The organism is Gordonia sp. SID5947, assembly GCF_009862785.1.
Classification (GTDB): Bacteria; Actinomycetota; Actinomycetes; order Mycobacteriales; family Mycobacteriaceae; genus Gordonia.
The window spans coordinates 2,050,936-2,072,906 of sequence record NZ_WWHU01000001.1 but is presented as its reverse complement, the minus strand read 5'-3'; the positions used below and the strand labels follow the sequence as shown (position 1 = coordinate 2,072,906).

Sequence of the window (21,971 nt, the reverse complement as noted above, 5' to 3'; positions counted from 1 at the left end):
CCGGGGGCGCCGACCGCCGGGGAAGACGTCGGGGAGGGCTACCTACTGCTGATCGAGTAGCCGACGAGCGTAGCGAGGAGGCGTATCGAGATCACCGATCGCTCGGCGGAACATAGTGCAGACCACGGAATTTCGCACTGCTCGCGAACACCGAGGCATCGAGCTCCACCCCGCGGTGAGCGGCCATCCGAAGCGCCAGTCGCAGGAGCATCTTGATGTCGCGCGGTGTGATGTCGGGGAAGCCGCCGACGAGGTCGTCGAGGAGGGCCTCACCGAGGATGACGTCGTTGCCGGCCGCCAGGATCTGCCACACCTGCCGTGCATCCTCAGGGCCGGGCGGCTGGTACTCGATGGCGGCGGCGCAACGCGCGTGGATGGCCTCGTCGACCTCGTCGATCCGGTTGGTCGTCAGGAACAGCAGCCCGTCGAAATACTCGAGTGTGCGAAGGAATTCGGCGACGATGGCGTTTTGCGCGAGATCCATGCCACGCTCCATGACAAAGACGTCGGCCTCGTCGAGGAGGAGTACTGCGTCCCAACGTTTCGCACGGTCGAAGATCACCTCCAGGTTCTTGCGCACGAGTTCGGCTGTCACACCCAGGGAGCCGGAGTGGATGGAGTACAGCGGACGGCCGGTGACCTCCGCGTAGACCTCGGCGGTGAGGGTCTTGCCGACTCCGGGGCGACCCATCGCCAAGACGACGTTGCCGGCCGACTTCCCGTCGATGATGTCGCCGGTGAACACCGAGATGTCGGTGGTGAGGATGTCCAACAGCTCGCGCTGGTCGTCGGGGAGGACCAGCTTGTCCTGCAGATGTCTGTCGTATGCGTACTCGGTGAGATCCCCGGTGTTCACGTCCAGAAAGTCCTGTGCGCCCAGGTCGAAGACACGAACGGCGGTGGTCACCGGAACCGAGCCATACTCGCCACCCGGGAACAGGACCGAGGCCGCGACCACACGCAGCGCCGCGATCTCGCTGGGCGCCACATCATGCACGACCTTGCGGTTCTCCCGTTTGTTCGGAGAGCGATAGTCGTCGGTGCGGATCGCGCGGCCGGTGAAGGTGAACTGTTGGCCGAATCCGTCGTCGATGATCTGTTGGTACCGATCACGGCGCTTCTGGTACTCGGCCTTGAGTTCGACCGTCTCCTTGTAGGCACCCCCGGCGATCAGGACGTCGCCAGGGAGTTTCCCGACGATCTCGGTCTCCTCGAAGTACAGCACCCGCGGCTTGCGCGACGGCCTCTTCACGGTGGCGTTGTCGGCCTCCATCGTGAACTTGATCCGCGGCCCGTGCGTGCGGTCGCCGTGTTCCAGCGTGAGGTCCATGACCAGGTAGGGGTGCAGGTAGCCGTCCGATTCTCGGATGTACAGCCACCCGTCGATGAGACCGTCACGCAGAAAACTCCGGAAGATCTCGGCGGCAGCGTCGACGTGGGGGATGGCCGGGAATTCGCCGGAGCGTGCGGACCGGATCGCGGAGACCGCGCGGGCGAAGGAATCGTCGGCGGTGGCCTCGGCGGTGTTGACCAGGTCTGCGAGCGCCGCATCGGTGAGGTCGCGATCGGCGATCCCGATCTCGGGTGATCGCCACGACTGCGCTTGTCTGCGCGCGGCGTCGAGGTCCTCCGATGAGGTGGCCGCGACCAGACTGGTGGGTGCAACGAGCATGGCGGTCCTTTGTCGAGCGGCACTGCGATCGGGCTTTGCCTCAGGCTATCGACCGCATTTGACATGCGCCAATACGCAATATGCTCGGATTGAGACGTCGTATTCATCAATGGTGTGCGCAGGGCGAGGGGGGCGCCGCCTGAATCAACGAGAACTCCCACAAACACGCAATGCATCTCGTGTCTGTGGGAGTTCTCCGTGTCTGTAAGGTGCGGTCAGGCAACGATACGGTGGCGTTATGGAGTACCGATTCGACATCGTCTCTTTGTTGGTGTCGCCGCGGCATGCCTATTTCGGTCGCCCCAAGGACGGTCCAGCCGATGAAGTGGAGACCACCAGGCCGGATCGGGTGGACCTGGTGGCAGACAAGGGGATACGCGGCGACCGGTTTTTCGGCGTCCGTGCGCACACCGAGGCCTCGGTCACCTTCTTGGCGCTCGAGGCGTGGCAGGCGGCCGCCGGTGACGTCGATCCGGGCGTCGCGCGACGCAACATCGTGGTCCGTGGACTCGAACTCGACCCGCTGCGTGGGCGCGAGTTCGAGATCGACACCGGTGATGGTGGCATCGTCTTCCGCGGTGGTCGTCCTGCACATCCCTGCTCATGGATGGACACGATGGCGGGGGAAGGCGTCCGCAAAGCGCTCATCGGCCGTGGAGGATTGCGCGCCCGACCACTCTCGTCTGGTGTCCTGCGCGTCGGGCCGGCGCTCATCAGATGCGACGTCGAACTCGATCCGTTGCGGGCGGCCGATCAGGTCACGCGGGCGCAGCCGCTGTGATCGGTTGGGGCGCCCCGCGGGCCGTCTTCACCGGCGCGGGTGATCTCGGCTCACGCGTGTCGTCGACGACCCGCGTGAGGCGCAACCGCCCGCGTCAGCCCGCGCAGCCCGCGTCGGTCCAGCCAGCGCACTATCGGGCCGGCTCCGCCAACGCCCGAAGGAAGAAGGTGAGGTTGGCGGGTTTCTCGGCGAGTCGTCTCACGAAGTAGCCGTACCACTCGCCGCCGTAGGGGATGTAGACGCGCACACGGTATCCGGTCGTTGCAAGGCGCAGTTGCTCGTCGGTGCGGATGCCATAGAGCATCTGGTGCTCCCACGTGCCCGGGGCGCGACCCACTTCTGCCGCCACTTCGTGCGCGGCGCCGATCATCGTCGGGTCGTGACTGGCCACCATCGGGTACCCCTTGCCTTTCATCAGGATTCGAAGGCAACGTAGATACGCTTCGTCGACGTGGACGCGGTCGGTGAAAGCCACCGTCGGTGGCTCCGCATACGCGCCCTTGCACAGTCGGATACGGGCGCCCGACTCGGCGAACTCCCGGCAATCGTCTTCGGTGCGACGCAAGTAGGCCTGCAGGACGGTGCCGAGATCGGGGTGGTCGCGACGTACGGTGCGGACGATGTCGAGCCGCTCGTCGACGGTGCTGTGATCCTCGGCGTCGATGGTCACCAGTGCGCCGGCCGTCTGCGCCGCCGAGCAGATGGTGTGCACGTTCTCTTCGGCGATCTTGCGCCCGTGCCGTGGCAGCATCTGTCCGAGGGCGGTCAGCTTCACCGACACCTCCAGTGCGTTCGGGGTGGTCGTCGGCAGACGAGACATCGACTCGAGGAGTGAAAGATACGCCTCGACGGTGGCGGCGGCCTGCGTGTCGTCGGTGGTGTCCTCACCGAGATGGTCGATGGTGACCGCCAAGCCGTGGTCCAGGGACCCGCGGATCGCGGCAAGGACGTCGTCTTCCGTCTCGCCCGGCACGAATCGCCCGACGACCCGTTTCGTGACCGTCAACCGCTGCGACGTCTCCCTGATGCGATCGCTGGCGGCGGCCGCGGTGATGATCGGGCGCAGCGCGGTGTCGAAGAACCTGCTCATCGGTTGTCTTTCCTTCGGGGAGTGGGGGTCTCGATACGCCTCGGGCTCGCTGGGTTCGCTCGTGGCCACTCGACCGGCGGGAGGGGTACCGCAGGCTTCATTCCATGTGGGGATAGCCGGATGTGGTGGGCGGGACAAATGTCTCTTTGATGGTCCTGGTGGAAGTCCAGCGCATGAGATTCGCTTTGGAGCCTGCCTTGTCGTTCGTGCCCGATGCGCGAGCGCCGCCGAAGGGTTGCTGTCCGACGACCGCGCCGGTGGGCTTGTCGTTGACATAGAAGTTGCCTGCGGCCTGCCGCAGCCGGTCGGAGGCGGTGGCGACCGCACCGAGGTCGGTGGCGATCACCGAGCCGGTCAGCGCATATCGCGCAGTCGAATCCACCAGCCCGAGTGTGTGTTCGAAGTCATCGTCCTCGTAGACGTGCACCGCCAAAACGGGTCCGAAGTATTCGGTGGAGAAGGCCTCGTCGTCGGGGTCGTCGGACAGCAGCACCGTCGGGCGGACAAAGAAGCCCTCGGTGTCATCACACGCACCGCCGACAGCGACCGTCATGTGGGGTACGGTCTTGGCCCGGTCGATCGCCGCGACGTTCTTGTCGTAGGCGCGACGATCGATGAGGGCGCCGCCGAAGTTCGTCAGGTCTCGGATGTCGCCATAGGGCAACTGATCTGCCTCCGCAAGAAAGTCATCACCCATGCGGTCCCAGACCGACCGGGCCACGTACGCACGGGAAGCGGCTGAGCACTTCTGGCCCTGGTACTCGAACGCGCCTCGGATCAGCGCGGTCCGCAGGACATCGGGATCGGCGGACGCGTGGGCCACGATGAAGTCCTTGCCGCCCGTCTCACCGACGATCCGCGGATAGTTCCGGTAGTGATCGATGTTCTTGCCGACCTCGCGCCAGAGGTGTTGAAAGGTCTTCGTCGAACCGGTGAAATGGATACCGGCGAGACGGTCGTCGGCGAGAACGACTTCCGACAACTCGGCGCCATCGCCGTGCACCAGGTTGATCACACCGTCGGGAAGGCCGGCTTCTCTGAGCAATTGCATGGTCCGATGCGCGGCATACGCCTGCGTCGGTGACGGCTTCCAGATGACCGTGTTGCCCATCAGCATGGGTGCGGTCGGCAGGTTGCCCGCGATCGCGGTGAAGTTGAACGGGGTGATCGCGTAGACGAATCCGTCCAACGGCCGGTGGTCGAGCCGGTTCCACACTCCCGCCGACGAGACCGGTTGCTCAGCGAGGATCTCGCGGGCAAAGGTGACGTTGAACCGCCAGAAATCGATGAGCTCACAGGGTGCGTCGATCTCGGCCTGCTGCACCGACTTCGACTGTCCGAGCATCGTCGCGGCGGCGATTCGTTCCCGCCACGGACCACTCAGCAGATCGGCGGCACGAAGGAGAACAGCGGCCCTGTCGTCGAAGGAGGTCGCAGCCCACGCCGGTGCCGCGGTCCGCGCCGCCGTGACAGCTGCCTCCGCGTCATCGTGCGTCGCATTGCAGAGGGTGCCCAGCACCTCGTGGTGGGCATGGGGTTGGACGACGTCGATGCGTCGACCGCTGCCGTGCAGCTCGTATCCCCCGATGACGTGCGGGAGTTCGATCGCTCCCGCGGACGACTGTCTGGCGAGCTCGTCGATGATCCGAGATCGTTCCGGCGTGCCGGGTGCATAGGTGTGGACCGGCTCGTTCGACGGCCGCGGCGGAGTGGTGATGGCATCCATACCAGGAGTCCAGCACCTGGTCCGACGAGATGGTATGTCCGATCAGCAAAGCCGCGTGTGCCGGATTTGTGGGGTCGGCCAATTCGTCACCGAGTCGCAGCGCGTGTGCGGATCCGTCCGAGCAGCGCCAGCGCCATCAAGGTGGATGCGAGAAGTACCGACGTACACGCCGCGGCGAAGAACACCTGACCGCGGTCGGACAGACCGAAGATCGTCACCGGAAGCGTCTTCCACGTGGCCGGGTAGACCATCACGGTCGCGCCCAGTTCACCCATGGACAGCGCCACCGCCAGACCCGCAGCCGCGCCGAGAGCGGGCACCAAGAGCGGCAACGTCACGCGGGTCAGGACTTGGAACGGTCCCGCGCCGAGCGATTCGGCGGCCTGGCGATACGCAGGGTCGAGGCGCTGCAGGGCCGCGGAGACGGCGCTGAACGCGAACGCCAACACCAGCACCGTGTGGGCGACGATGACGATCCACTTGGTGCCACCGAGCAGGAGCGGCTTCTCGTTGAAGCTGATCAACAACCCCAGGCCGATGGCGACCGAGGGGACCGCGATCGGCAGGTGGAAGACCGCATCCACGATCCTGCGGATCGGCCCGCTCGATTCGCTCGCGGCGATCGCCGCCCATGCGCCCAGCGCCAGCGCCAGGATGCCGGCGACAAAGGCGGTCTGCAGACTCACCGAGAGGCTTGCGACATTGTCGCCGGAGAGCGCGGCGCCGAAATGTGCGAACCCGAGGTTCGACGGCAGTGGTCCCGTCCAGGAACCCGCGAAACCGGCCACCACCACGGTCCCGATCGGTGCGACGAACACCACCAGGACCACCACCGCGAAAAGCGTCCACACCATCGCCCGGCTCCGACGGGTCCAGAACAACATCATCGACCTCCTCGCCGGTTCGTCGTGATCCGTGCGAACACCAGTCGGTACGCGCCGTAGAGGATCAGCGACAACAAGACCTGCACGGTCGCGATGACCGCCGCGCCCGGCAGGTCGAACGAGACGATCCCGCGCGTGTACACGAGCATCGGCAATGTCACCACGTCCTTGGCGCCGGTGAAGAGCACGATGCCGAACTCGTTGAGTGTCAACAGCAACACCAGACTGCCGCCGGCCATCAGGGACGGTACTGCCTCGGGCATGATCACCGTGCGCAACACCCGCCACGGCGAAGCACCCAGACTCGCGGCGACATTGAGCTGGTCCGTCGACATCACCGTGAACGACGCCAACAACGGACGCACGACAAACGGTGTGAAGAAGGTGATCTCGGCGGCTATCACCCCGGCCGGTGTCGCCAGGAAATCGAGCGGCCGGTTGCCGGTCAGCTCGAAGATCGCCGCATTGACGGCGCCCGCGCTGCCATACAGAAAAGTGAAGGCGAGTGTGATCAGAAACGATGGCAACGCGAGCACCGTGTCGATCAGACGTGCGACGACGACGGAACCCGGAAAGGGGACGAAGGCCAGCACGACTGCGAGAAATGTGCCGAGGACCAGACAGCCGATCGTCGAGCAGACAGCGATCTGTGCGGTCGTCACGAGCGCGCGACGGAAGATCTCACTACCGAGGACCGCGTGCCAACTGCTCTGGCCGGTGCCACCGACCGATTCGGTCAGGACACGGACCAGGGGATACACCGCGATCACGAGGACGATCAGGAGTGGCGGCGCGGCCCAGGCCACCCGGCGCCATCCATTCGGAGCCGAGTTCGACGGCGGCACCGACGATTCGGCCGCCGGGGCCGGAGTCAGGAGATCGCTCGTACTCATCGAGGATGTCCGGCAGCCACCACGAGCACGCCGGACGGGCTCGGAAACCTCACGCCGACACGCGATTCGATCGGATGGTCGACGCGCCCGGTCACATCGGCCTCGAGCAGCTGATCGGGCAGCCCGTCGACGGAGAGGGTCAGCCGTGTTGTCGAGCCACGCCACACCGACCCGGTCACCCGAGCTGCCAACGACCCGGCAGCCCATAGGGTGGTCACCTCCACTTCGTGTGGACGGATGCAGAGCGACGCCGTGGTCCCGGGCGCCCAGCGTCGTGCAGGTGCGGGTGCGTTGGCGGTGAGCATCTTGTCGCCCACGGAGACCAGCGCCGTGGTACCCGATACCCGGCCAACCGTGCAGGTGATCAGGTTCGCGCCGCCGAGGAAACCCGCGGTGAAGGTGCTGGGCGGGCGCGACCACAGTTCGTCGGCGGTACCGATGTCAACAAGCTGCGCGTCCCGCATCACCGCCACCCGGGAGGCAAGGGCAAGAGCCTCCGACTGGTCGTGCGTCACATATAGCATTGTGGTGTCGGGCAATGCATCACGCAGGCGTTGCAGCTCGATCACCATCGCCTGGCGCAGCCCCGCGTCGAGCGCGGCAAGCGGTTCGTCGAGTAGTAGCACGTCGGGTCGGATGGCCAGGGCGCGCGCGATCGCCACCCGCTGCTGCTGCCCACCGGAGAGCTCACGGGGCAGCCGTGCGGCGTAGTCCGACATGTTCACCATCGCAAGGGCATCTGACACCCGTTCGGCGATCTGCGCCTTGGGCAACCGGCGTGCCTTCAAGCCGAACGCGACATTGTCACGTACCCGCATGTGTGGGAAGAGGGCATAGGACTGGACCATGACACCGATGCCTCGTTTGGCAGGTGGAAGATCGGTCACGTCTGCGCCCGCCAGCCGGACCCGTCCGGCACTGGGCCGCACGAATCCGGCCAGCGCCTTGAGTGCCGTCGACTTTCCCGATCCGCTCGGTCCGAGCAGCGCTATCGTCTCGCCGCGCTCCACCCGAAGAGTGAAGTCGAGCAGGGCATCGGTCGCTTTCGCGCCACGTCCGTATGTGACGCTCACACGGTCGAAGGCGATACTCGGCTGCTCTGGTGTGACGGTGCTGGAGACACGGTCGGACGATGTGGTCAACGGTTTGGACATCTCAGCTCCCGGTGGACTTCTGGTACGCGGCGACGTCGGCGTCGAGGGAGGCGAGCACCGAATTCCAGTCCGGATGCCACACCGTGACGCCCTCGATGACCTCGGACGGGGTGGGAGTGGTCCCGGTGGGCGACGGAGGCGTGACGTCGGTGCGCGGCGAGACGCCGAGCGCTTGGGTGCCGACGGTTTGCTGCACTTCCTTCGACAGCAGGAAATCGAGCAGCTTCTCGGCGTTCTCGCTGTGCGGTGCACCCCTGGTGACGCCGGCGAAGTAGGGAAGCGACACGGTGGTTCGCGAGCCGTCGGGCATGGCGGGGAAGAACAGGTCGAAGGTCGATCCGTCGTCGCGAATCGATGCCAGGTTCATCTGGACGTCACCGTTGGCCACCAGCAGTTCACCGTTGCTGACCTTGGGTTGCAGCTTGCCGGTGGAGCTCGACGGACCGACGTTGTTGACCTGGAGTTTCGCAAGGTAGTCGAGGGCGCCCTGGTCGCCCATGAGGTGCTGCAGCAGCAGCAGAACCGCCGTCCCGTCGCCGGCCTGACCGGGCGTCGAATATTGGATCTTTCCCTTGAATCGCGGTGACAGGAGGTCGTCCCAGGTCTTCGGGGCGGGTGTCGCCGACGGGTTGGCGATGAACGACAGGTAATTGTCGACGATGGCGACATACCTCCCGCCGGAGTCCTTGTCGGCCTTGTCGATTGCGGTGGTGTCCACACCACTGTCGGCGAGAAGGCCCTCCTCGGCCGCCTTCTGGATGAACGGCGGCAGAGTGACCAGCAGGTCTGCCTGTGGGTTCGACTGCTCCTTCTGGACCCGTGAGACCACCTCTCCCGAGCCGGCTTCCACGATGTTGACCGAGATCCCGGTCTGCTGCCGAAAGGCGTCGAACTCGGTCTCGTACCAGCTGCCGAGCCCGTCGGCGGTGTACACGGTGACGCTCTTGTCGCCGGATTCGGTGGTGCCGGTACCGCCGCAGGCGGCGGTCGTGGCGACGGTGACGGTGGTCAGGGCGAGAACGGCGGTACGTAGCGTGCTGCGTCGAAAGGACGAGAGGCGCATGTTGTTTCCTTCGTGTGTTCGATGACGAGGTCGGAGAGATGCACGGGCCGTGTGCGGTGCGGGATCAGTGGGTGAGCAGGTCACCGAACTGGCGGACCGATTCGACGATGTGGGTTGCGCCTGCTGCGCGAAGGTGTGTTTCGTCGTGTGCGCCGGTGAGCGTGCCCGCCACGATCTCGGCGCCCGCCCGGATGCCGCTCGTGATGTCGTTGCCGGTGTCACCGAGAACCGCCACCTGGCGGACGTCCTCGATTCGCAGCTCGATCACCGCGGACAGGATCATGTCCGGGAAGGGGCGGCCACGTACGATCGCCGTCGGCGCGATCGCGATGTCGGCCAGATCTTCCCAACCGAGCGCCACCAACAACCTCTGCTGGGTCGCGGCACTGAATCCGGTGGTCAGTGCCACCTTCACTCCTGCGTTCCGTAGCGATTCGATGGTGTCGGCAGCTCCGTCGACCTCCTGGACGCCGCCGTCGGACACCGCGCGGGCGTAGGCCTCTTCGAAAGCCGAATTAGCTTGTCGAGCAAGTGTTTCATCGCCTTGGAGCAGATGGCGGAAGACGACGATCTTGGACTGGCCCATGGCGTCGACCACATACTGTTGCGCTTGCGCATGGTCTGCGCCATCCATGGGCAGTCCGACTGCCCGTGCTGCGGCGTCGAACGCGGCCAGTACGAGGCCGTCGTCGGCGACGGTGGTGCCGGCCATGTCGACGGCGGCCAGTCGGATGTTCAGGTCTGACATCGGTATTGCCTTTCGGGTCGGGCTCAGAGGTTCATCAGGTCGGCGGTCTGCTCACCGAGTGCGGGGCCGAGTGTCATTCCGCGCCCGCCGGGGCCGGTGACCACCCAGACCCCTGGTGAGACCTGCTCTCGGAACGCGATCGCGGCCGGGTCGAGACATTGCGAATAGACGCCGGACCACCGACGGACGACGTCGGGTAGAGCGCGACCGAGAAGGGATTCGACCACCTGTCGGAGGTGGTCGTAGGGTTCCTCGCGGACGTCGAATCCGAACACGGCGTCGTCGTCGTACTCGTGGGTGTCGCCGATCGTCAGACCACCGTCGAGGCGTTGCACACACAGCAACTGCATGTGATGCGCTGCGGCCACCGGGACCTGGGGCTGAACGTCGGTGAGTCTCTGCAGCGATCGTCCGGCGAAGCCCGGGTAGTACCGGAAGCTGTCGGAGTCGGCGATGGCGGTGGTCAGCTCCTCGCCCAGTGGCGCGGTCTGCATCATCTGCAGACGGACGCGACGGACCGGCGGTACCGAGCCGAGCAACTCGCGGGTGAGCCCCCATGGATCGCACCCGGACAGTGGATCACCGCGTCCCCTCGATGCTTCGCCCCGTGGTCGTCGCGAACCGTGACACCTGACTCCGCCGAATCGACGGCACGGACCTCGCGACCGGGTACGAACTCGAACCGGCCGGTGCGTTCCAGATGAGAGCGTATGGCAGGCAACGCGATACGGGACTCGACCGCACCGTCGCGCGCGCAATGCAGTCCGGCGATGAGGTCACCACGCAGCGCCGGATTGATCCGGCGGACGGCGGTGGGGTCGAGCAACGTGAAGCCGCGGTCGGCGGCGTCGCCTCGGGTCGAGACCTCCTCGGCCACCGCGAGCTCCGCCTCGGTGCGGACCAGAGTGATCGATCCGCAGGCCCGAAATCCGATGCCCGGCACCTCCGCCCCGATCTTCTCCCACAGATCGCGCGACCGCTGCGCCGCGGCGAGTTCACCCGGTGCGCGACCGGAGACCCAGACGAGGCCGAAGTTGCGTACGCTGGCGCCGCGCGCCTCTCGTTCGCGTTCGATCTGCACCACGTGGTGACCGCGGCCCATTGCCGCGAAAGCGTGGGCAGTGCCCAGGATTCCGCCGCCGATGACGATGATCTTCATGCGGACCAGTGTGCAATTTTTGGTCTAGACCAAGCAGGATCCTCTACGGAAACTGTAAGTGAACATTCGGTCTAGACCAAAGCGGTTATGCTCGGCGTATGACGTCTTCGACTGAGGTCGCCGCCGAGGTGACTGCTGCACTCCGATCGTTGCGCGGAATCTGGGACGAGGAGACCGTCGATGAGTTCGACCACGCAATGCAGGCGGGTTGGCGTGCTCGGGCCGACGGTGCCGACGACGAACTTGTTCTGGCTGCGGTCCTGCACGATGTCGCCCGCAGTCCGCTGGTGCCGGGCGGTGAGCCACACGACCGGTCCGCGCATGAATGGTTGACCCCTCGGCTCGGCGTACGGGTGGGCTGGCTGGCGGGGGCGCACGTCGCGGCGAAGCGATATCTGGCGGCCACCGAATCCGGCTATGCCGCCAGGCTTTCCGATACCTCGGTGGTCTCGTTGGCGTATCAGGGCGGTGTGGGCGCTGTGGATGCTTCCTGGACAGTTCATCCATGGTGGCCCGATGCAGTGCAGTTGCGTCGATACGACGACGCCGCAAAGGTTCCCGGGGCACCTGGTATGCAGGTCGCCGAGGTCGAGATACTCGTCGAGCGGATCGCGGATCGGTCGGCGGGAGCGCGGCGGCCGGACAGTGGGTCGTGGTGAGCGCCGAGCCGCCGAAGTACTACCGGGTCCGCACCGAACTCGAACGAATGGTTTCCGCTCTCGACGAGGGTGAGGCGGTGCCACCTGAGCGTGCGCTCGCCGAGCAGTTCTCGGTTGCGCGGGAGACGGTGCGTCAAGCACTCCAGGACCTGCTCGTCGAGGGGCGGCTGGAGCGACGCGGGCGCCGGACCGTGGTGTCGGCGCCGAAACTGGTCCAGCCGTTGTCCTTACGGTCCTACACCGAGGGAGCAAAGGAACACGGGAGGGTGCCGGGACGCATCTTGGTGACCTTCGACGACATGGTGGGCGACGACCTGATGTGTGATGCGTTGGGGATTCCGGCGGGGTCGTCGGTGATGCACCTGGAACGTGTGCTCCTCGCTGACGGTGTGAGATTGGGCTTGGAGAGCACGTATCTCGCCCATTCGAGGTTCGGGACCCTTGCTGCGACGTTCGACCCTCAGACGTCGCTCTACGCCGCCATACGTGCCGAGGGGGTCGCGTTCGCCAGCGCCGAGGAACGGATCGAGACCGCGCTGCCGTCGCCGCGCGAAGCCGATCTCCTGGAGACGACGACCCTGATGCCGATGCTGCTGCTTCGTAGGCGGTCGCTCGACGCCGAAGGGGTGCCCATCGAGGTGGTGCGGTCGCTCTACCGTGGCGACCGGGTCGCATTCCAAGCCGTCCTGCATCACTGACGATGCCGCCGGGAACGGTCGAAACCTGTCCGGTCACACAATCGGCGGGCTCATAATTGGCCGTATGACCACACCAGTGGGCGTGTCTCTCGGACAGCTGCTCCTCGCTCTCGACAGCACCGTGGCAACACTGCGAGTCGCGCCGGGCGGGCTGGACCAACCCCTGTCGTCGGCGGCACTGCTCGACGCCGACGACATCGAGCTCGGTCTGGGTCGTGCAGCGCGCGGTGCGGAGTTGTTCCTGTTCGTCGGCGTTCCCGACGACGCCGTGCTCACCTGGTTGTCGGGACTGGGTGCACGCCGGCCGGTGGCGATCCTCTGCAAGGGGCCCTCTGAGCGGGTCGTCGAGCGGGCCGAGGCGACCGGTGTCGCAGTCGTGGAGATCGACCCGCATGCGCGGTGGGAACGGACCTATCACCTGGTCATGCGAGTTCTTGAGGGAGCTCCCGGGCCCGGGGTGGCGGGCGAGTCGATGCGTTCGGGCGCGATCGGTGATCTCTTCGAACTGGCAGGGGAGGTCGCCCGGCGCACCGGTGGACTCGTCAGCATCGAGGACGAGCGCGCGCACGTCCTCGCCTACAGCAGTGCCGGCGACGAGGCCGACGAGTTGCGTCGCCTCTCGATCCTCGGGCGGGAAGGGCCGCCGGAGATGCTCGCCTGGCTACGTCAGTGGGGCGTGCTCGATGCGGTTCGAACCGCAACCGGTGTCGTCGTCGTGGACGAACGGGCCGATCTGGGACTGCGCCCGCGGCGCGCCATCGGCATCCGTCGGCCGACGGCGGACGGGTCCGGGGAGTTCCTCGGCGTCGTCTGGCTCCAGCAGGGGCGCACCGAGTGGGCGGCCGACACCGATGAGGTGCTCGCCGGCGCGGCTGCCGTTGCCGCGCGGATGATCTCGCGACGTAGGGCAGCAGGTACCGCCCACGACGACGTGGTGCGGCGTCTGTTGGGCGTTCGGGGAGAGGTCGTCGACGCCGATTACCTCGGCACGCAACTCGGCATCGCCGTGGACCTGCCGATGACGGTGGCCGGGTTCGCTCCGACAGGGCTCGGTGACGACCCATCCGCGGTGCTCCGGGCGGCTGGTGAGGTGTCGGCGCTCACCCTGCACGCGAGCGCGTTCAGCCCACTGTCGGTGACGTCCACGATCGGGCCGCGCGCGTACGTCATCCTCCCGCGGGTGGATCCCGAGGCGACGGTGATCTGGGGAGATCGGTCGTCGCGGCGGCCCGACGCCAGTTCGGCGTCGCGTTGCGTGCGGTGGTCGCCGGACCGGAGGGGGACTCGCGTCGGTACCCACGCTCCGGGCACAGGTGGATCGCGTCCTCGACGCTGCCGAACGCGAAGGAGACCTGATCGCCGACGTGACCACCGTCGGCGAGTCGCAGACAGGTGTTCTCCTGGGCGAGATCGTCGCCCACCTCACCGCCAATCCTCAGCTGATGGACACCCGCGTCGTCGAGCTGGCCGAGATGGACGAGCGCACCGGCAGCGAATTCATCACCTCGCTGCGGACCTACCTCGACCGCTTCGGTGATGTGCGCTCGGCCGCGACGACCTTGCACATCCATCCGAACACCCTGCGCTACCGGATCCGTCGTCTGCAGGAACTCACCGGCATGGACCTCGACGACCCCGCGACTCGTCTGGTGGTCGCGTTGTCGCTGCGTGCCGCTCCGCCGGGCTGAGCGGTCGGCTTCGGCGGCGTACAAAGGAAGGATGTCGTTGCGCACGAGTGCTGTCGGTGGACGAAGGTGGTGAGCTCGTCCGAGCACCACGACGTCCGTGCGGCATTGACCGCCGAACGGGACTCGACCGTCTCGCTGATCGAGGCGTTGTCGTCGCGTCTGCGGTCGGTCATCGACGCGACGGCCGACTCCAGCTCCGACGACGAGCATGATCCCGAAGGTACGACACTTGCCGTCGAGCGTGGCCAACTCGTTGCGCAGCTCGACAGGTCGCGGGTGCGGCTCGACGAACTCGACGCGGCGTTCGGCCGCCTCGACCACGGAACCTATGGTCGGTGCGAGCGCTGTGGTGGGCCGATCGGTCCGGAGCGGCTGGACGCGCTGCCCGCCGCGAGACTTTGCATCTCCTGCGCGGCACGCGATTCTGCCCGACGCTGGTGACGCCGATCGCGCCGACGGCAACCCGGATGGCGCCGACGGCAACCGGTTTCGCGCCGACGGCAACCTCAATCGCGCCGACGGCAACCTCAGTCGCGCCGACGGCAACCGGTTTCGCGCCGACGGCAACCTCAATCGCGCCGACGGCACCGTTGTGGCCTGGCGGAGGTGCGTTCTGGCGGTGACGATGGTCGCGCACGACCTACCGTCACCCTGACAGCCGTTGCTGTCGACGCGGTACCGGGTGCTGTCGACGCGGAATCGGTTGCTGTCGGCGCGATCCGCGTAGCGCACTCAGAGGATGGTGAGCATCTCGTGGTAGGTGGGGAGCGGCCAGAGATCATCGGCGACGATGCTCTCGAGCCGGTCCGCGACGGCACGAACATCGTCCATGGCTGGGATGAGGGCCTGCAACGCGTACTGCGCCTCACCTTCGAGGGTATCGGCGTGGAAACCGCCGATGGCTTCCTCGAGAGTCAGCATCGTCGCGTAAAGATCCTTGGTGCTCTTGGTCACCGACATCAGAACCGGATGGTCGGTCTCCACTCCGGCGGCCTTGAGGCTGGCCGCGGTGCCGGCGAGTTCGCCCTGATAGCGGTTGGCGGCGGGCAGGATCATCGTCTTGGCGATCTCCAGGGTCTCCTTGGCCTCCACCAGAAGTGCGAGTGAGTACTGTTCCAGCACGACTTCTTTTCGTGCCTTCAGTTCTCGATTGCTCAGGATGCCGTACGCGCTCATGACCTCCTGGATGGCGGGCTCGTCGTACTGCGCCATCGCGTCGACGGTGGTGCGGAGATTGAGCAGACCGCGCGATGCAGCCTCCTCCTGCCATTCCGCGCTGTAGCCGTTGCCGTTGAACACGACCTTGCCGTGCTCGACGATGATCCCTTCGAGCAGGTCTTGCACCGCCGCATCGAACTCCACGCCGTCGGCGATCTTCTTCTCGAGGTAGTCGGCAATGTAGTCCAATGAGTCGGCCAGCATCGCATTGATCGCGATCATCGGGTCGGCTATCGACTGGTTGGCACCCGGGGCGCGAAACTCGAACCGGTTGCCGGTGAAGGCGAACGGACTGGTCCGGTTGCGATCGCCGGCATCTGCGGTGAGTGGCGGCAGGGTGTCCACACCGAGTTCCAGCAGGCCGGTCTCCTTGCTGGCCTTGGCGCCGCCTTTCGCGATCTGATCGAAGACGTCCATCAACTGGTCGCCGAGGAAGATCGAGATGATCGCGGGCGGTGCCTCGTTGGCGCCCAGCCGGTGGTCGTTGGACGCCGACGCTATGGATGCGCGGAGTAGCCCACCGAACTTGTGTACGCCACGGATGATGGCCGCACAGAACACCAGGAACTGTTCGTTCTCGTGGGGGGTGTCGCCCGGGTTGAGCAGGTTTCCCTGATTGCTGTTGCCGAGCGAGAAGTTGACGTGCTTGCCGGAGCCGTTGACCCCGGCGAACGGCTTCTCGTGGAGGAGGCAGACCATGCCGTACCGCTCGGCCACGTTCTTCATCGTCGTCATCATCAATTGCTGGTGATCGTGGGCCAGGTTGGACTTCTCGAAGACCGGCGCGATCTCGAACTGGCCGGGAGCGACCTCGTTGTGGCGGGTCTTGGCGGGGATGCCCTGCTTGAACAGTTCTCGGTCGAGCTCGATCATGAACGCCAGAACGCGGTCGGGGATGGCACCGAAGTAGTGGTCGTCGAACTCCTGTCCCTTGGAGGGCTCGGCGCCGAACAGGGTTCGGTTCGCCGTCATCAGATCGGGACGGGCGAAGAAGAAGTGACGGTCGATCAGGAAGTACTCCTGCTCGGCGCCGGCGTACGACACGACAGTGTCGATGTCATCGTGCCCGAACAACTTCAGCACGCGCATCGCCTGCTTGCTCATCGCCTGCTGGCTACGCAGCAACGGGGTCTTCTTGTCCAGCGCCTCCCCGGTCCACGAGATGAAGATCGTGGGGATGCAGAGGGTGTTCCCGTTGGGGTTCTCCATGATGTACGCCGGGCTGGTCACATCCCAGCCGGTGTACCCCCGAGCCTCGAACGTGCCGCGGAGACCGCCGTTGGGGAAGCTGGAGGCGTCAGGTTCGCCCTGCAACAACGTCTTGCCCTGGAATTCTGCCAGCGCGGCCCCCGACGAATCCGGTTCGAGGAACGAGTCGTGCTTCTCCGCGGTGAAGCCGGTGAGTGGGTAGAAGACGTGGGCATAGTGCGACGCACCCTTCTCGATCGCCCAATCTTTCATGGCCGACGCGACGTAGTCGGCCAAGGTGGGATCGAGCGGCGCGCCCTTGTCGATGGTCGCGGAGACCGCCTTGAAGACATGTCTTGGCAGTCGGGCTTTCATCGCCGACACGGTGAAAACGTTGCGCGCGAAGGTGTCTGCCAACGGCTCCGGAAAACCATCGGTTTCCACCGAGTAGTTTGTCACTGCCTCGATCGCCTGGCGGCGGGACATGCTTCCACTCATTGTCACTCCTGGGATCGGCACCTCGTCCTCGGCGACGGGAGTGCATCGAGGGCGCGTCGTGGTGTTGCGAGCGATATGACGCTATTGGCCGGGCGTACCCGGGCCGTTTCCCCTGTGTGACGTGCGTGAAAACACGTCTGTACGACTGCAGGCGGAGGACATGGGCATCGCCGAGGCGCGGCGAGCCAAGAACGGCTAGCCGGCCTCGCTGCGAGTGGCGAGGTGGCCGGCGTCGGTGACCGTCAGCGCGGCGATCACGATGCCGACGACCACACCGATCAGGGTGTCGGTCACGCGATCGACCGCCGACGGGTTCAGGCCGGCGCTCAACGCGGTCAGGATCAACGCCATCGGGGTGATTGCGACAGAGGCGATCGCGTAGTTCACCGGCGCCGTGACCTCCGTGACGATCTGGCAGATGACGATGGCCACCACGGCGCCCCAGTAGCCGAGGCCGAGTCCGAGCAGCATCGCGGCGATGACCGCCCCGACGATGTTCCCGGCCAGTCGCTGCCAACCGCGCTGCACGGTGACGTGATACGAGACCCCCTGCATGGCGGCCATCGCGCCCATTGCGGCCCACATCGGATGGGAGAATCCGGCGCCGGCGGCGACGGCCGCACTGACAGCGGTCGCGACGACGATGCGGCAACTGTTGACCACCAACTCGCGGCGGGGTCGCCGACGGAGCGTGGTCCAGATCGTCTCGTAGCGGACGCCCGGATTCTCCACGGCGTGCATCGAATCGGTGTTCGGGCCGATGAACTGCCACGCGTTGCGTGCGATCCACGGTGCGAGGGACGCGACCGCGCCGCAGGCCGCGCCCAGGCCTGTCGCGATCAACGCCCGGCCGACGCCGTTCATGTCGTGTGCGAATCCCATTGCGCCGGTGGCGGCAAAGACGAAGATGACTGCTCCCGGACCCGTGATGTGCATCATTCCGACCAGCAGGGCGGTCGATCCGCCGAGCGCCGCGACGACGATGATCTCGGCGACGAGCGGCGCCCCGGACAAGCCCAGCACAAGGCCGATCGCAACCGATCCGACGATCCCGATGCTCAGCGCCGCTAGTCGCCCCACGCGCACGCGATACGGATCGGGCCGGCAGAACGCAGAGGTCAGAGAGCCGAGGGCGGCAAATCCCGCGACGTCACGCTGGCCTACCAGGCCCCCGACGATCAGCACCAGGCCGACCGCGACGCCCACTCGGACCGGGCCCGCGATACCCGCGCGGCGCATGTCGAGACGCAACGACGAGCGCCACATCCGGGGGTGAACCGCATACGCGAGCGCACCGCGGCGGTGAACGATGTGATCGACAGGGGTGGCGGCGCTCATGTGGAGGTACTTTAGCACTGTTTTAGTAGTGAAATAAAATCCTTCACCGATGAAGTATCACGTCCTACGATGGAGTGATGAACTTCCCGGCAGGCGGCCGTCCGGCGGATGCTCCCGATCTCGTCGATCGCATCCAGCAGGAGTGGGCGCAGGCGTATCCCGAGCTCGACGTCCGACCCGTCGGGATCCTGGGTCGTATCCAGCACATCGCCACGGCCGGCAGTCATCGCCTCGATCGTCACCTCGAACCACACGGGATCACGCGGTCGGAGTACGACGTGCTCGGAGCGCTGGCACGGTCGGATCGGCCGCTGCGTGCCAGTGAGGTGGTGTCCACGACGATGCTGAGTGGCGCCTCGATCACCAAGATCACCGAGAGCCTCTCGAGGCGAGGTCTGTTGGAACGTCGAAAGTCGGAGCGCGACGGCCGGGTGGTGCTTCTCACGCTGACCGACCAGGGCCGCGCCCTGGTGGAGGCAGAACTACCGCGGCGGCTCGCCGACGACGAGCGTGCGCTCGCAGGCCTCACCTCCGACGAACGGGAATCGCTCGTGACACTGCTCCGCAAGATCTCGGCAGCGGTCGGAAGCTGAGTGGCGGTCGGGATCGAGATGGGCGCAGCGAGGGGCATAGTGGGTTCCATGGAGTTGCACGAGGTCATGCGGACCACATTTGCCGCACGCGAGTTCACCGACGACCCGTTGCCCGACGACGTGTTGTGGCGCATTCTCGACAACGCTCGGTTCGCGCCCAGTGGCGGCAATCGGCAGGGATCGCACATCGTGGTGGTGCGCGACGCCGAGACGAAGCGCGGGATCAGTCAGCTCGGAGAACCGACCGTCCGTCGGTACATCGCACAGAACAAGGCCGGTGAGAAACCGTGGAACCCCTTGCATCCCACCAAGGTTCCGCAGGACGTGATCGACGCGACGGAGGTTCCGGACAGTTTCGTGGTGCCGATCCGGACCGCGCCGGTGGTTCTGGTGGTGTCGGTGGACCTCGCGCTGGTGGCGGCGATCGATCAGGATCTCGATCGGGTCGGCGTGGTCAGTGGGGCATCGGTGTATCCGCTGGTCTGGAACATCCTGCTGGGTGCGCGTGAACAGGGCTTCGGAGGCACCATCACGACGATGGCCGTCCTGCAGGAGGCGAGGATTCGGGATCTGTTGGGGCTGCCCGGGTCCCACGCCCTCGCGGCGGTGGTCCCGCTCGGGAAGCCGGTGCGCCAGCTGACCAAGCTGCGTAGGCAGCCCCTCGATGAGTTCGTCACGCTCGACCGTTTCGACGGACCGCCGCTGACGCCGTGAGACCCAGCCGGTTCACCGGCCCTACGAATCCGAGAGCTACGAACCCGAGAGCTACGAATCCGAGAGCTGCGGATCCGAGAGCTGCGGGGCCGGCCGCGACGGACGGATCGATGCGACAGCGGCCGCAACGCCTGCCAGTGCGAGCGCCGCGAAGCCGAAAGCCAGGAATCGTGCCGAGGTGATGGTCGGGTCGCCGTCGGCTCCGACCGACGCGCCGATGCTGACCAGGAGCCCCGCCGTCGCGGAGCCGAACGTGTTGGCGACCATCTGCACGGTGTTGACACCGGCGGAGGCCCGGGCCGCCTCGGCGTTGTCGGGGGTGATGGTCATCGCGGCCGTCGCGATGTGCGGGAACGCCATCCCGATTCCGGTGCCGGCGATGAACAGGGCGACGAACCAGCCGATGATCGCCGCGTCGCTTGTACCGGACTGAAGTATGCCGTAGGTGGCCAACCCGACGGCCAGGAACGCCGGACCGGCGATCCTGACCACCAGCGCGCGCCGGCCGGCCGCCCATGTGGTGCTGGCGATCTGCGCCGACGACCAGCCCCACGACAGCGCCGCGCCGAGCGTGCCGGCCAGGAGGGGCCCCATCCCGGCGATCTCCTGTCCGAACAGGGGGATGAACGCTTCGGCGGTCGAGCCCACCGCCAACACCGCGATGGAGACGTAGATCCACTTCAGTGGATTGCCCGCGGTGTAGGTGAGACGGGGTAGCAGACCCGCGTCCCGACGTCGGTCGACGAAGATGAACCCGAGCGTCGCGACCACCGCCACCCCGACGAGGGCGAGCACGGTGCGCCGGCCGTCGACCACGCTTGCCACGGAGACCCCGATCGTCGCGAGGACGACGAGCGTCAGCGAGGAGATCGGCAGCGGTGTGGGCGCGGTGTCGTCACGGGTGCGTGCGGGCAACGCACGTAGCGCGAGAACGGTGATGATCGCGGTGGCGACGACCAAGAGCCAGAATGACCCTCGCCAGAAACCGATCTGGGCGAACAGTCCGCCGAGGACCGGCCCGATCAGGTTGCCGATCCCCCACATCGCGGAGGTCAGACCGACCGCACGCACCCACAGTCGCTGAGGGAGGGCCAGGCGGATCACGGCAAACGCCAGCCCGGTCAGCAGACCGCCCCCGGTTCCCTGGATTGCTCTGCCTGCCAACATGATCGGCATGATCGGCGAGACTGCGCAGACCAGTGACCCGACACCGAACAGGCCGAATCCGACGAGGTAGGCGCGTCGTGCTCCCCACCGCGTGAGGGTCCGCGTCACCAGCATCGAGGAGAACACCGATGTGATCAGGAAGACGGTCATCACCCACGCGTAGAGGCGCTGGCCGCCGATGTCGGCCACGGCGCTCGGCAACGATGCCGCGGTGAGATAGGTGTTGACGGCGAACACGGCGATACCGCCCGCGAACACGGCGACCGCGGCACGGTGCTGAGGGGCGAACAGTTCGCGCCACGTGCCGGGCGCGGGCCGTTCGGCGTCGGCGGCACCTGGTCGTGGAGACGGCCGGTCCGACATGTTCTGAGGATTGCCGCAACAGCGGACGGCGGTCAAGTCCGCGCCCGCGCGCTGCGATCAGATCAACGTCGACCAGTAATCCCAGAACTCCACACCGATCGCCACGATGATGACGGCGTACCAGACGATGAGGAGCGGCCACAGCCACGAGCGGATGAACCTCGCCCACGGCGCGTCACCGAGAGATCGACCGAGGGCGATGACCAGAATGATCGGCGTGATCACCCAGACGACCATGCAGTAGGGGCAGAGGGCGTGAATTCGGTAGAGACTCTGGAAGATCAGATAGTGGATGAACACCACGCCGAGTGCGGTCCCCAGTGCCAACCCTGCCCAGAACCATCGAGGCAGGTCGATGCGGGCAACCGATTGCACGCCGATGACCACGACGACCGCGAACGCGGCGATGCCGATGTACGGGTTCGGAAACCCGAAGAAGGCGGCCTGGTCGGTCACCATCACCGAACCGCATGACAGCACCGGGTTGAGGCTGCAGCTGGGCCGATACGACGGATCCAGGAAGAGCTTGTACCGCTCGACCGACAGCGTGAACGCGGCGAGCAGACCGAGTGCGCCGGCGACCAGGAGGACGATCGAGGCGACTGTCCCGAGGCCGGTCCGAGTTTCGCGGATCTCCGGTTCGGCGGCGACGGCCGGTTGCGGCGCTTCGGTCATCG

The 21,971-nt window shown here is 66.3% G+C and carries 18 protein-coding genes and 2 pseudogenes; 7 read left to right on the top strand and 13 right to left on the bottom strand.

Annotated features, from left to right (window positions below; translation table 11 throughout):
- Window positions 1-91: 91 nt before the first annotated feature.
- A complete protein-coding gene (locus GTV32_RS09580; protein ID WP_161060061.1) occupies window positions 92-1,672 on the bottom strand; it encodes an AAA family ATPase in 1,581 nt (526 codons plus the stop codon).
- Between the two features lie 238 nt (window positions 1,673-1,910).
- On the opposite strand from GTV32_RS09580, the gene GTV32_RS09575 reads away from it, so the two are divergent.
- Window positions 1,911-2,453: an MOSC domain-containing protein gene (locus GTV32_RS09575; RefSeq protein ID WP_161060059.1), complete on the top strand. Its 543-nt coding sequence runs from the start codon at window positions 1,911-1,913 to the stop codon at window positions 2,451-2,453.
- A gap of 130 nt (window positions 2,454-2,583) precedes the next feature.
- Here the strand turns inward: GTV32_RS09575 and GTV32_RS09570 are convergent, their stop codons facing one another.
- From GTV32_RS09570 to GTV32_RS09535, 8 genes and pseudogenes are all read right to left on the bottom strand, one after another.
- On the bottom strand, window positions 2,584-3,543 hold the full coding sequence (locus tag GTV32_RS09570) for a proline dehydrogenase family protein (RefSeq protein ID WP_161060057.1): 960 nt from the start codon (window positions 3,541-3,543) through the stop codon (window positions 2,584-2,586).
- A 97-nt stretch (window positions 3,544-3,640) separates the two neighbouring features.
- On the bottom strand, window positions 3,641-5,269 hold the full coding sequence (pruA, locus tag GTV32_RS09565; RefSeq protein ID WP_161060055.1) for an L-glutamate gamma-semialdehyde dehydrogenase: 1,629 nt from the start codon (window positions 5,267-5,269) through the stop codon (window positions 3,641-3,643).
- A gap of 86 nt (window positions 5,270-5,355) precedes the next feature.
- Window positions 5,356-6,153, bottom strand: coding sequence for an ABC transporter permease subunit (locus GTV32_RS09560; protein ID WP_161062430.1), 798 nt, complete (start codon window positions 6,151-6,153; stop codon window positions 5,356-5,358).
- The gene (locus GTV32_RS09555) at window positions 6,153-7,046 is read right to left on the bottom strand and encodes a 2-aminoethylphosphonate ABC transporter permease subunit (RefSeq protein ID WP_161060053.1); all 894 of its coding nucleotides are present in this window, start codon (window positions 7,044-7,046) and stop codon (window positions 6,153-6,155) included. The genes GTV32_RS09560 and GTV32_RS09555 overlap by 1 nt, the downstream gene beginning before the upstream one ends.
- Entirely contained in the window at window positions 7,043-8,200 is a 1,158-nt protein-coding gene (locus GTV32_RS09550; RefSeq protein WP_161060052.1) for an ABC transporter ATP-binding protein, read from the bottom strand. Before GTV32_RS09550 ends, GTV32_RS09555 begins: the two co-directional genes overlap by 4 nt.
- Before the next feature lies 1 nt (window position 8,201).
- On the bottom strand, window positions 8,202-9,263 hold the full coding sequence (locus tag GTV32_RS09545; protein WP_161060050.1) for a 2-aminoethylphosphonate ABC transporter substrate-binding protein: 1,062 nt from the start codon (window positions 9,261-9,263) through the stop codon (window positions 8,202-8,204).
- 64 nt (window positions 9,264-9,327) lie between these two features.
- Window positions 9,328-10,011 (bottom strand): phosphonatase-like hydrolase, encoded by a 684-nt coding sequence (locus GTV32_RS09540; protein ID WP_161060048.1) that lies wholly within the window; start codon window positions 10,009-10,011, stop codon window positions 9,328-9,330.
- Window positions 10,012-10,034: 23 nt separating this feature from the next.
- Window positions 10,035-11,170, bottom strand: a pseudogene (locus GTV32_RS09535) (TIGR03364 family FAD-dependent oxidoreductase).
- A gap of 98 nt (window positions 11,171-11,268) precedes the next feature.
- Here GTV32_RS09535 and GTV32_RS09530 point away from each other — a divergent pair.
- From GTV32_RS09530 to GTV32_RS09515, 4 genes and pseudogenes are all read left to right on the top strand, one after another.
- Entirely contained in the window at window positions 11,269-11,829 is a 561-nt protein-coding gene (locus tag GTV32_RS09530) for an HD family phosphohydrolase (RefSeq protein WP_161060046.1), read from the top strand.
- Window positions 11,826-12,527: a GntR family transcriptional regulator gene (locus GTV32_RS09525; protein WP_202422905.1), complete on the top strand. Its 702-nt coding sequence runs from the start codon at window positions 11,826-11,828 to the stop codon at window positions 12,525-12,527. The genes GTV32_RS09530 and GTV32_RS09525 overlap by 4 nt, the downstream gene beginning before the upstream one ends.
- A gap of 64 nt (window positions 12,528-12,591) precedes the next feature.
- Window positions 12,592-14,215, top strand: a pseudogene (locus GTV32_RS23385) (helix-turn-helix domain-containing protein).
- Between the two features lie 105 nt (window positions 14,216-14,320).
- Entirely contained in the window at window positions 14,321-14,656 is a 336-nt protein-coding gene (locus GTV32_RS09515) for a TraR/DksA C4-type zinc finger protein (RefSeq protein WP_202422380.1), read from the top strand.
- A gap of 291 nt (window positions 14,657-14,947) precedes the next feature.
- On the opposite strand, the gene GTV32_RS09510 is transcribed toward GTV32_RS09515, so the two are convergent.
- Both GTV32_RS09510 and GTV32_RS09505 read right to left on the bottom strand, forming a co-directional pair.
- Window positions 14,948-17,119, bottom strand: a complete 2,172-nt coding sequence (locus GTV32_RS09510; RefSeq protein ID WP_161060040.1) for a glutamine synthetase III — start codon at window positions 17,117-17,119, stop codon at window positions 14,948-14,950.
- A 195-nt stretch (window positions 17,120-17,314) separates the two neighbouring features.
- Window positions 17,315-18,457, bottom strand: a complete 1,143-nt coding sequence (locus GTV32_RS09505) for an FUSC family protein (RefSeq protein WP_161060038.1) — start codon at window positions 18,455-18,457, stop codon at window positions 17,315-17,317.
- 77 nt (window positions 18,458-18,534) lie between these two features.
- Between GTV32_RS09505 and GTV32_RS09500 the strand changes: the two genes are divergently transcribed.
- Window positions 18,535-19,050, top strand: a complete 516-nt coding sequence (locus GTV32_RS09500) for a MarR family transcriptional regulator (protein WP_161060036.1) — start codon at window positions 18,535-18,537, stop codon at window positions 19,048-19,050.
- A 48-nt stretch (window positions 19,051-19,098) separates the two neighbouring features.
- Entirely contained in the window at window positions 19,099-19,764 is a 666-nt protein-coding gene (locus GTV32_RS09495) for a nitroreductase family protein (RefSeq protein ID WP_161060034.1), read from the top strand.
- Between the two features lie 51 nt (window positions 19,765-19,815).
- On the opposite strand, the gene GTV32_RS09490 is transcribed toward GTV32_RS09495, so the two are convergent.
- Window positions 19,816-21,294 (bottom strand): MFS transporter, encoded by a 1,479-nt coding sequence (locus GTV32_RS09490; protein WP_161060032.1) that lies wholly within the window; start codon window positions 21,292-21,294, stop codon window positions 19,816-19,818.
- A 57-nt stretch (window positions 21,295-21,351) separates the two neighbouring features.
- Complete coding sequence (locus GTV32_RS09485) at window positions 21,352-21,969, bottom strand: vitamin K epoxide reductase family protein (protein WP_161060030.1); 618 nt, start codon at window positions 21,967-21,969, stop codon at window positions 21,352-21,354.
- Window positions 21,970-21,971: the final 2 nt, after the last annotated feature.

Excerpts from the sequence above, each read along its gene's own strand:
- GTV32_RS09545 (WP_161060050.1), bottom strand. The coding sequence starts at position 9,263 with ATGCGCCTCTCGTCCTTTCGACGCAGCACGCTACGTACCGCCGTTCTC.
- GTV32_RS09550 (WP_161060052.1), bottom strand. The coding sequence starts at position 8,200 with ATGTCCAAACCGTTGACCACATCGTCCGACCGTGTCTCCAGCACCGTC.
- GTV32_RS09495 (WP_161060034.1), top strand. The coding sequence starts at position 19,099 with ATGGAGTTGCACGAGGTCATGCGGACCACATTTGCCGCACGCGAGTTC.
- GTV32_RS09500 (WP_161060036.1), top strand. The coding sequence starts at position 18,535 with ATGAACTTCCCGGCAGGCGGCCGTCCGGCGGATGCTCCCGATCTCGTC.
- GTV32_RS09485 (WP_161060030.1), bottom strand. The coding sequence starts at position 21,969 with ATGACCGAAGCGCCGCAACCGGCCGTCGCCGCCGAACCGGAGATCCGC.
- GTV32_RS09580 (WP_161060061.1), bottom strand. The coding sequence starts at position 1,672 with ATGCTCGTTGCACCCACCAGTCTGGTCGCGGCCACCTCATCGGAGGAC.
- GTV32_RS09490 (WP_161060032.1), bottom strand. The coding sequence starts at position 21,294 with ATGTCGGACCGGCCGTCTCCACGACCAGGTGCCGCCGACGCCGAACGG.
- pruA (WP_161060055.1), bottom strand. The coding sequence starts at position 5,269 with ATGGATGCCATCACCACTCCGCCGCGGCCGTCGAACGAGCCGGTCCAC.
- GTV32_RS09570 (WP_161060057.1), bottom strand. The coding sequence starts at position 3,543 with ATGAGCAGGTTCTTCGACACCGCGCTGCGCCCGATCATCACCGCGGCC.
- GTV32_RS09555 (WP_161060053.1), bottom strand. The coding sequence starts at position 7,046 with ATGAGTACGAGCGATCTCCTGACTCCGGCCCCGGCGGCCGAATCGTCG.
- GTV32_RS09530 (WP_161060046.1), top strand. The coding sequence starts at position 11,269 with ATGACGTCTTCGACTGAGGTCGCCGCCGAGGTGACTGCTGCACTCCGA.
- GTV32_RS09505 (WP_161060038.1), bottom strand. The coding sequence starts at position 18,457 with ATGAGCGCCGCCACCCCTGTCGATCACATCGTTCACCGCCGCGGTGCG.
- GTV32_RS09540 (WP_161060048.1), bottom strand. The coding sequence starts at position 10,011 with ATGTCAGACCTGAACATCCGACTGGCCGCCGTCGACATGGCCGGCACC.
- GTV32_RS09575 (WP_161060059.1), top strand. The coding sequence starts at position 1,911 with ATGGAGTACCGATTCGACATCGTCTCTTTGTTGGTGTCGCCGCGGCAT.
- GTV32_RS09510 (WP_161060040.1), bottom strand. The coding sequence starts at position 17,119 with ATGAGTGGAAGCATGTCCCGCCGCCAGGCGATCGAGGCAGTGACAAAC.
- GTV32_RS09560 (WP_161062430.1), bottom strand. The coding sequence starts at position 6,153 with ATGTTGTTCTGGACCCGTCGGAGCCGGGCGATGGTGTGGACGCTTTTC.